Source organism: Leptolyngbya sp. BC1307, assembly GCF_002286735.1.
GTDB lineage: Bacteria > Cyanobacteriota > Cyanobacteriia > Phormidesmidales > Phormidesmidaceae > Phormidesmis.
Genome location: NZ_NRTA01000023.1, coordinates 62148 through 70770 on the forward strand (window position 1 = coordinate 62148; position 8623 = coordinate 70770).

Here is an 8623-nt window from a genome sequence, read left to right on the forward strand (position 1 = left end):
GCTCGCTCACTCTACCTAGCAGTATCAATCTTTACAGTTAGAGCCGTTAGCGGGTCTCTTAGCTTTATAAAGGGATATGCTGATCGGGGAAAGCTATCACTATGCTCGGGCTAGAGGAGCGTTTTAACCGTGCCGTTTCGCACAGACTATCCTTGTAATGAGTACTGTATGCATATTGCAACGCTGGCTAACTGTCGCTCGCTCTACGGCCACCGGCTGTCTTCCTATGAATTTTGCAGCATCAGCGCTTGGCGGTTATTTACTCATTACGCTTCCGTTCAGGGGTTATGGCGTACAGCCACAGACGGCAGTAGGCTCAATAGCGAACTCATCGCATCCGGCCTCAGAGGCTTTGCTAGAAGGCTGGGCAGTGCCAGAGACCGGGGCAAGTGCTGCCCAGATCGGACATATCTGGATGAACCTGGCCGCATATGGCGCAGTCGTCGGCTTAGCAGTCACGCTCGTTTGGAATCGGCAGTTGAAAAGGGAAGTTCGCCAGCGCCAGCGAGCTGAAGCCTGCCTGCAAGCGAGTGAAAAGCGCTACGCCATGCTAGCTAGAGCGGCCCCGGTAGGCATTTTCTATGCTGATGCAGCGGGCAGATGTCTCTATGTTAATCAGTGCTGGTGCCAGATGAGGGGGATGGCTGCCGAGAGGGCGATCGGTACTGGCTGGCAAGAGAGCGTGCATCCTGAAGACTATGATCGCGTTGTGGCTGAGTGGTCACAGGCTGTTCAAGAAAACCGCCCTAGCCAAATAGAGTATCGGGTGCAGCGGCTCGACAATGGTGAGGTGACGTGGGTATACGCTCAGTCTGTAGCAGAACGAGACGACAATGGGCAGGTCGCCGGCTATGTGAGCTTCGTCACGGATATTGATGATCGCAAGCGCTCAGAAAAGGCGCTACAGCAAAGCGAAGCCTATCAGCGGGCGCTGGTGAATGCCTTACCCGATCTGATTATGCGAATCAACAAAGCGGGTATTTTTCTAGAATTTTTGGCTTCTCCCAATTTTTTGGTGCTGGGTGAACCGGCAGACTGGGTAGGTACCCACGTCTCTGATAAGCTACCGCCAAACATAGCTCAGGAACGGCTAGCGGCCATTGATCAGGTGCTACAGACCCAGACCATTCAAATCTATGAGCAGGAACTCTCTATAGAGGGCAAAATTCAGGTTGAGGAGGTGCGGGTGGTGCCTCATGGGGAAGAAGAAGTGCTGTTCTTGGTGCGCGATATTAGCGATCGCAAACAAGCAGAGCTATCCCTCAAGCAAAGCGAGGCTCAGAGCCGAGCGATTTTAGAAGCCATTCCAGATTACCTGGTGCGGGTAGGTATAGACGGGCGCTATCGTGAGTGTTCTGGCCCGGAGCGAGATTTTGCAATCGTTTCGCACGCTGGTCTGGTAGGCCGGTCACTAGCAGATGTACTGCCTACAGAGCTGGCTGATCGACATCTGTACTATCTGCGCAAAGCTTTGCAGACCGGCGAGCTACAAGTTTTTGAGCAAACTATTCGAGTGGGCGATCGCATTCAAGAAGAAGAAATCAGGGCGGTTAAGAGCGGCGCTGATGAAGTGCTGCTGATCATTCGTGAGATTAGCGATCGCAAGCAGGCTGAAGCCGTCCTACAGAAAAAGCTTCAGCAAGAAAAAGCCTTCAACCGAGTAGTTCAGGCCATCCGCGACTCCCTCGACCTAACGACCGTATTTACTACCGCCAATGCCGAGATCGTCGGGCTGCTGCCTGGTCTAAACTGCGCCGTCGTTCAGTATCTGCCCGAACGCGGCGTCTGGAAAATTATTGACCGGGTTTGTTCTGACCCAGATGAGCCAACCTGGGTGGGGTTTGAAGTATCAGACGCAGATAATCCCTTTGCGGCCCAGCTCAAGCAATTGCAGATTGTGCGGGTAGAAGATACCCAAGAGATTGAAGATACGACCAATCAGCTAGCGGCTGAAACGATGCCAGGAGCCTGGTTGATGATGCCGCTGGTGATTGAAGGCAAAGTCTGGGCAAGTCTCTCGCTGGGCGTATCGCAGCGGCTCTTTCGCTGGGAGGATGAGTTGGTTAGTTTGTTGCGAGCGATCGCCGATCAGCTAGAAGTGGCCATTCAGCAGGCGCAGCTTTATCAGCGGGTAGAAGCAGAGAAGCAAAAGCTGCTCAAGAGCCAAAAAGCCCTGATCCAGGTGGGACAGATGGCTGGCCTGGGTAATTGTGAAATCGACGTGGCCACTCAGACAGTGACTTGGTCAGACAATCTGCTTCGGATCTTTGGCCTGGAAGCTCTCCCATCCACAGATTTAACGGATCTCATGCTGAATTATTTTCATACTGAAGATCGTCCCCAGCTAGAGCAGGTGCTTACTCGCGCCATGACAGAAGGGACACCCTACGAAATTGACCTGAGATTCTTTCGGGCTGATGGCACGATGGGTTATATGGAGATTAGGGGGGAGGCACTGAGAGATGAGCAGGGGCAGCTTGTTAAGGTCTTTAGCACCGCTCTTGATATCACTGATCGCAAACAGGCCGCAGCTGAAATTGCCGAAGGTGAAGTCCGCTATCGCAAAGTGGTAGAGGCTCAGACTGACTTTATACTGCGATCGCTGCCCGATACGACCGTTACCTTTGCCAACTCATCCTTCTGCCGCGCTCTGGGAACTTCATTAACAGCATTGATAGGCAATAAATGGAGCGACTTTACTAGCTCAGAGGACACGCGGAGGAACATCTCTGGGTTAGCGACTCTCAGCCTACAACAGCCCAGGTTCTTTGTTGAAAACCGGCATCGACTCGCCGACGGTCAAATCAGATGGACTCAGTGGCTCGACGAGGGAATTTTTGACGAGTCAGGGCAACTGATAGAAATTCAGTCAGTAGGGCGCGATATTACCCTCCTTAAGCAAGCAGAACAAGCGCGTAAAGAGAGTGAAGAGCGGCTGCGACTGGTGACCGAAAACATGAGCGATATGGTCTGTCTGCACGATCTTGATGGCCGCTATCTCTATGTGACGCCCTCTAGTCAGGCATTACTCGGTTACAGCCCAGAAGACCTGATCGGAACCAGTCCCTACGAGCTGTTTCATCCAGATGACGCTGATCGGATTTGCCACATGGGCCACCAGCGAGTGCTGAAGGGTATATCCGATTGCATTACCTACCGGGCTCGCCGCAAAACAGGAGACTATATTTGGTTAGAAACGCTCACTACCCCCATTTTTGACGAGCAGGGGCAGATGATACATTTGCAGACGAGTTCTCGGGAGGTGGGCGATCGCATCAAAGCCGAAGAACAGCTCAAGCACGCTGCCCTCTACGATAGCCTTACCGGCTTGCCCAACCGCACCCTTCTCATGGAGCGGCTAGACCTGTCGCTGCGTCGCGTCAGCTGCCACGAAAACTATCAGTTTGCTGTCCTCTTTTTAGACCTGGACAATTTCAAGGTGATTAACGATAGCCTGGGTCACCTCGTCGGTGATGAGCTGCTGTTAGCCGTTGCTGCCCTGCTCACTCAGATGATTCGTAAGACCGATCTAGCCGCGCGACTCGGAGGGGATGAGTTTGTTATTTTGCTAGATGGGTTCGATCAGTGTGATCAAGCGGTGCGAGTTGCAGAGCAGCTCTTAGCGGCTTTAAAAGCTCCCTTGCAAATATCAGGTCGAGAAATCTTTATGGGTACCAGTATCGGTATCGTCGTCGGTACGCCCGAGTATCAGGGCGCTGAAGAACTGCTGCGAGACGCCGATCTGGCGATGTATCGGGCTAAGCAAAGCGGTCGAGGACGCTACACTGTCTTTAAGCCTGCCATGCATCTGCAAGCAGTGCAGCGTTTGCAGGTCGAAAGAGATCTGCGAAAAGCGTTAGAGCACCATCAGTTTGTGCTGTATTATCAGCCCATTGTTCACCTTCAGACGGGCGCTGTACAAGGGTTTGAGGCATTGATTCGGTGGCAGCATCCGCAGCGGGGGCTAGTCTCACCTGCTGACTTTATTGAGATCGCTGAAGAAACAGGTATGATCGGGCCGATGAGCGAATGGGTTTTGCACAGTGCCTGTCAGCAGTTAGCGCGCTGGCAAGCCCAATTTGCCCCTCAGCCCTTAAAAGTCAGTGTTAATCTTTCTGCCAGGCTGTTTCAAAGCTCGCTTCTCCCCCAACTCGATAGCGTACTTACTGCTTCGCACATCCGGCCCAATAGCCTGATGCTCGAAATCACTGAGAGTATGCTGGTGCAAGACATAGAGGCTACCGTCAGCCTGCTGGGGGAAATCAAAGCAAAAGGCGTCGATATCAGCATTGACGATTTTGGTACAGGGTACTCCTCACTGAGCTATCTGCATCAGCTACCTATTGACGCCCTCAAGATTGACCGGGCCTTTGTCAGCGCCACTAAGCCAAATGCTCGCAATCGGGCCATTGCCGAATCTATCGTGGCGCTGAGTAACCTGCTGAAGCTCAATGTGATCGCCGAAGGCATCGAAACGGCCCAACAGCTCGAATGGCTGCAAATGCTCGGCTGTGAGTCAGGGCAGGGCTACTTCTTTTCTCCACCAGTCACGGGCGATGAGGCCACTCAACTGCTCGCAAAGATGCTCACTTAAAGTCGGTGCGGAGAAATGCCTCTGTCGGTAGAGTTGCTGGCCTCGCTCTTAGCCTCACTAGATCTTTACAGGCGAATCCACATAGATAGTCGGATCTTTGACCGAGAACCGAATGTTGTACTCTGAGAGCTTTTTAGAAATAGTCTCGTTGGCTAGCTCTAGCAGTCGTTTGCGCAGCTGAAGCGAACTTTCGCTCGATCCTAAAATGAAGAAGGTCACCCTGGCCCGCGTGCCCGGATGAGTATCTAAATTGAATAGGCTGACGGTGGTACTGCCCGGATCGATGCCGAACAGCGAATTGGTACTTTCTTTGACGACTTGTTCTACCAGCGATCGCTCTCGCTCTTTTAAAATTTTGACAAAATCTAAATAGAGCAAAACCATCACCTTTTTGCCGCGCGTGATGTTCTCAATATCCAGATTGGCCATAATCGAATTGGGCACAATCACCAGCGTACTTTTAGCCGCTGTGCGCATCTTGGTTGACCGCAGCCCAATCGACTCAATTCGGCCATAGACATCTTCGGCATGGGGGTTGAGCGCCACGCGAATATGGTCGCCCGGAACGAAGGGACGGTCTAGATAGAGGACGACCGTTCCTAGCAATTGTTCTAATGTCTTTTGGGCGGCGAAGGCGATCGCCGCGCCGCCAATGCCAAACCCGGCGAGCAGGCCGACTAAGCTCACGCCCTGATTTTGAGCAAACGCCACCACCGCTACCAGCCCAATCGTGACATTCATCAGTGTCTCGACCACCAGCAGCATCTCGTCTACTTCTAAATTGAGTCGGCGCACCAGATCAATGCCATAGATGCGAACAAACTGGCGAAACAGCCGCGACGCGAGCCAAGCGATGCTGATAACGGTTGACAGCTTGATAAAAAAGCCGAGAAACCCGTAGATAGCCTCATAGGCTTGCAGTAGGTTTAGGCTAAACGAAATTAAAATCAGCGTGCCTGCTGTGCGCAAGATAGGCTCAATGGGCTTAACAAAGTTGGTGTAGATATCAGAGACTCTGTCAGAAGCTACCCGCCGCAGAACCAGTCGAATGAGTGAAGGCGTATAGCGACCTACGATAATTGAAAGCAGGACAAATATAAAAAATAACCCCAGCCGTAGCCCCAGTCGAATTAAAAAAAGCTGCGCTTCGCGGTCAAATTGAAAAATCTCTTGCAAAGCTGATATAAAAGTGTCCATAAGAACTAAACGGCAGTACAACAGACCAATTTAAATAGTGATAGGAGAATCCACATTGATGCGTTGCTCTTCAATGTCAAACGCAATGCCAAACTCTTTGAGTCTTTGGGCGATATTGAGGCTGGCAATGTCTAACAGCTGACCGCGCAAATCCATCGAAACTTCACCCGAACCCAAAATAAAGAAGGTAATCTGCGCCCGAGTCTCTATCGCATTGTCAGTGTCCATAAAGGTGATGTCAGTGCTGCGTGAGTCAATCCCAAAAATGCTTTGAGTACTCTCTAAAATCACCTGACGGATCAGCGCTTTTTCATCGCTGGCGATCGCCCGATGAAACTGCAGATAGATAATCGACATCACCTTTTTAGCATCCGTAAAGTTCTCGATGGGTATTTGGGTCAGCATATTGTTAGGGGCAACCACCAGCGTCCCCTTACCCGAGGTGCGAATTTTAGTCGAGCGCAGGCCAATGGATTCGACCTGGCCAAAGGTGCCATCGGGCAGGCCAATATAGTCATCAATCACGAATGGGCGATCCACGTAGAGAACGATACTGCCCAAAATTTGTTCTAAGGTTTTTTGGGCGGCAAAAGCCAGCGCCAGCCCGCCAACGCCCAAACTAGCGATCAAGCCAACGACGTTGACCTGATGGGTTTGGCCGAAGACCAGCACGACGGTGACGACACCGCCAGCCGTCGCTGTCACCTTGCCCAGCAGCAAAATCTCGCTGTTGATTTTAGTCCCTTCTCGGACGGCGGCATTGAGCAGGTATACATCAAAAAATAGCTTTGATAGCCGAAAGCTCAACCAGATAACGAGCCCACTTACCGCCAGGCTAAGCGGAATATCGACCAGCGAATAAAACTTGGCTCCAGGCTCTAGCAGCGTTATCAGCAAGTCGACAGCGCTCAGTCCGAGGGCGATCGCCAGTAGCGTCTGCTGCGGCTCAATCACTTCGGTGTAGATCGTCTTTGGCCAGCTCAGACGGTCAAAAGCAGCGCGAAAGATAGCCGGGGCAACGCGGAAGGCGATCGCCGTTATCCCAACCGTCAGCAGCACAACTAGACCAAGCTCTAGTTCAGCCTCGCCAAACCCACCCAAAGCCGCACCTAACATACATTTCCTCCTGACTTAGCCTACTTTCTGGCGAATGCTTCCGCCAGCCTACTCGTCGCTGCGAGCTATCCCTGTTAAGCTTCCAGGATTACATAAAATCAGAGTTATTTTTGTCTCTGCTTGCTTTGACAACTCTATCAAGCTGCTCTTTTGGTATTGTAGGCAACTATCATCAAGATAATGTGGCAGCGCCGCAAAATGGGATTCAACACAAGCATAGCTATCGTCTCAGGCTTCACCGCTTCTTTGAGTTCTGTGCAGATAGATTCGCAATCTATAGAAATCAAGGGCATTCGCGAAATTAACTGCGCTGATGGTGACACAACAGTTTGCCTCTTCACAGTTGCTAACGCAGATTTAGAGAACCCCGATTTGGGATTTGTAATGAGCTTTCCGGTTTTTGGTAACGTTGACGGTCAGCAAGTGATAAGGCCTGCTGTTAGCTTCTCTACGGATCGCTAAAGTGATATCAACAGATCTGAACAGATGAGCTTCTATTAAGCTTCTATTTGCCAAACCTGCTCAAAAGACCAGCACAGGAGCTCGCTTATAAGCGGGCGTGTGCGACTTTGGATCGGTGACGCCTTTCATTAGCACGTTGGCTTCTGGGTAAAACATCAGGGCCGCGCCGCGTCGGACTGCGCCGCAGATGACTTCGATGTTCTCAAGTTTACCGGCTTCGCCTTGCACGGTGACTATTGAGCGATCGCGCCATCCCCCCGCTCGCACATCCTCCGCATTCATTAAGATGCAGTGCCGATGCGGCATTCCTCTGTACTTATCGGCGGTGCGATAAACAACTGTGTTGTGCTGCGCGTAGCTACGCCCGGTAATCAGTGCGAGAACGATTCCCTCGCTTCTGCCAAAGTCTTCAGGTGAGGGCAAAGTTAGCTGTGGTAAAGGTGTTAGCTGAATCTGAGCTTTGCCGGAAGGCGTTTTAAACTTTGGCGTCGTGAAAATGCGATCGCCGATAGTAAATTCTTCTTTGGTCTCATCAATTTCGCCGATCTTCTCGTAGCCGGAAATCGTTTTGGCAATGAGGTGGCGCACGTAGCGAGTGTCTTGTAGTTTTCGCCAGTCAATCGGTGAAGCGCCATGCAGCCGATGGGCTAGCTCCGTAATAAAGTTCACTTCGGCGACTAAATCAGCCGTTTTGAGGTGGGTTTTGCCCTCGTCGTTGAGTCGTACAAAGTTGTTGCCAGATTCAACCGTGGTTTTATGTGGGTTTTCAAAGCGGTTGAAAACGGGAAGAATTAGCGTGTTTTGTTTGGCCAGACCGTGGAAGTGTCCTAGATTTGGTTTGGTGGCAAGGTAAATTACGGTATCAATTTGGCTGAGGGCGCGCTTGGCCTGGGTCAGGTCAGGATTGGCGGCGTACAGGTTGCCGCCTAAGCATAGCAGCGTATCGACTTTGCCAGCGTCTGCGGCTTCGATGAGCGATCGCGTATGATAGCCAGGATTTGAGTTGAGCGATCGCCCCAACAGTTTCTCCAGGGCCTTTTGCAAAGCAGGCTTCAGTTCATTTTTCACTCCCATTGAGCCAAAGCCCTGTACGTTTGAGTGGCCTCGAATCGGCATGACGCCCGCGCCCATTTTGCCGACGTTGCCAGTCATCAGCGCCTGATTGACTGACAAAAGATTAGTCAGGCAGAAATTTAACGGTGATCACCATGAAGTCAAGGCGACCGGCCTTTTTATTGTGTTGCTGCCTAGAAG

Annotated in this window: 4 protein-coding genes and 1 pseudogene; 2 read left to right on the forward strand and 3 right to left on the reverse strand. The window is 51.6% G+C overall.

Features of this window, described 5'->3' with window-relative positions; translation table 11 throughout:
* The first annotated feature begins 226 nt into the window (after window positions 1–226).
* Complete coding sequence (locus CKL79_RS13590) at window positions 227–4594, forward strand: PAS domain S-box protein (RefSeq protein WP_170944060.1); 4368 nt, start codon at window positions 227–229, stop codon at window positions 4592–4594.
* Window positions 4595–4651: 57 nt separating this feature from the next.
* Here CKL79_RS13590 and CKL79_RS13595 read toward each other — a convergent pair whose 3' ends face one another.
* Window positions 4652–5791 (reverse strand): mechanosensitive ion channel family protein, encoded by a 1140-nt coding sequence (locus tag CKL79_RS13595; RefSeq protein ID WP_121970116.1) that lies wholly within the window; start codon window positions 5789–5791, stop codon window positions 4652–4654.
* Between the two features lie 30 nt (window positions 5792–5821).
* Window positions 5822–6907: a mechanosensitive ion channel domain-containing protein gene (locus CKL79_RS13600; RefSeq protein ID WP_121970117.1), complete on the reverse strand. Its 1086-nt coding sequence runs from the start codon at window positions 6905–6907 to the stop codon at window positions 5822–5824.
* A 180-nt stretch (window positions 6908–7087) separates the two neighbouring features.
* Between CKL79_RS13600 and CKL79_RS13605 the strand changes: the two genes are divergently transcribed.
* Window positions 7088–7369, forward strand: coding sequence for a hypothetical protein (locus CKL79_RS13605; RefSeq protein WP_121970118.1), 282 nt, complete (start codon window positions 7088–7090; stop codon window positions 7367–7369).
* A 60-nt stretch (window positions 7370–7429) separates the two neighbouring features.
* Here the strand turns inward: CKL79_RS13605 and CKL79_RS13610 are convergent.
* Window positions 7430–8533 (reverse strand): annotated as a pseudogene (locus tag CKL79_RS13610) (molybdopterin dinucleotide binding domain-containing protein); the annotation flags it as partial.
* Window positions 8534–8623: the final 90 nt, after the last annotated feature.

Bases quoted from the DNA above. Each gene is read 5' to 3' on its own strand.
- CKL79_RS13590 (WP_170944060.1), top strand. From the start codon at position 227: ATGAATTTTGCAGCATCAGCGCTTGGCGGTTATTTACTCATTACGCTT.
- CKL79_RS13595 (WP_121970116.1), bottom strand. From the start codon at position 5,791: ATGGACACTTTTATATCAGCTTTGCAAGAGATTTTTCAATTTGACCGC.
- CKL79_RS13600 (WP_121970117.1), bottom strand. From the start codon at position 6,907: ATGTTAGGTGCGGCTTTGGGTGGGTTTGGCGAGGCTGAACTAGAGCTT.
- CKL79_RS13605 (WP_121970118.1), top strand. From the start codon at position 7,088: ATGTGGCAGCGCCGCAAAATGGGATTCAACACAAGCATAGCTATCGTC.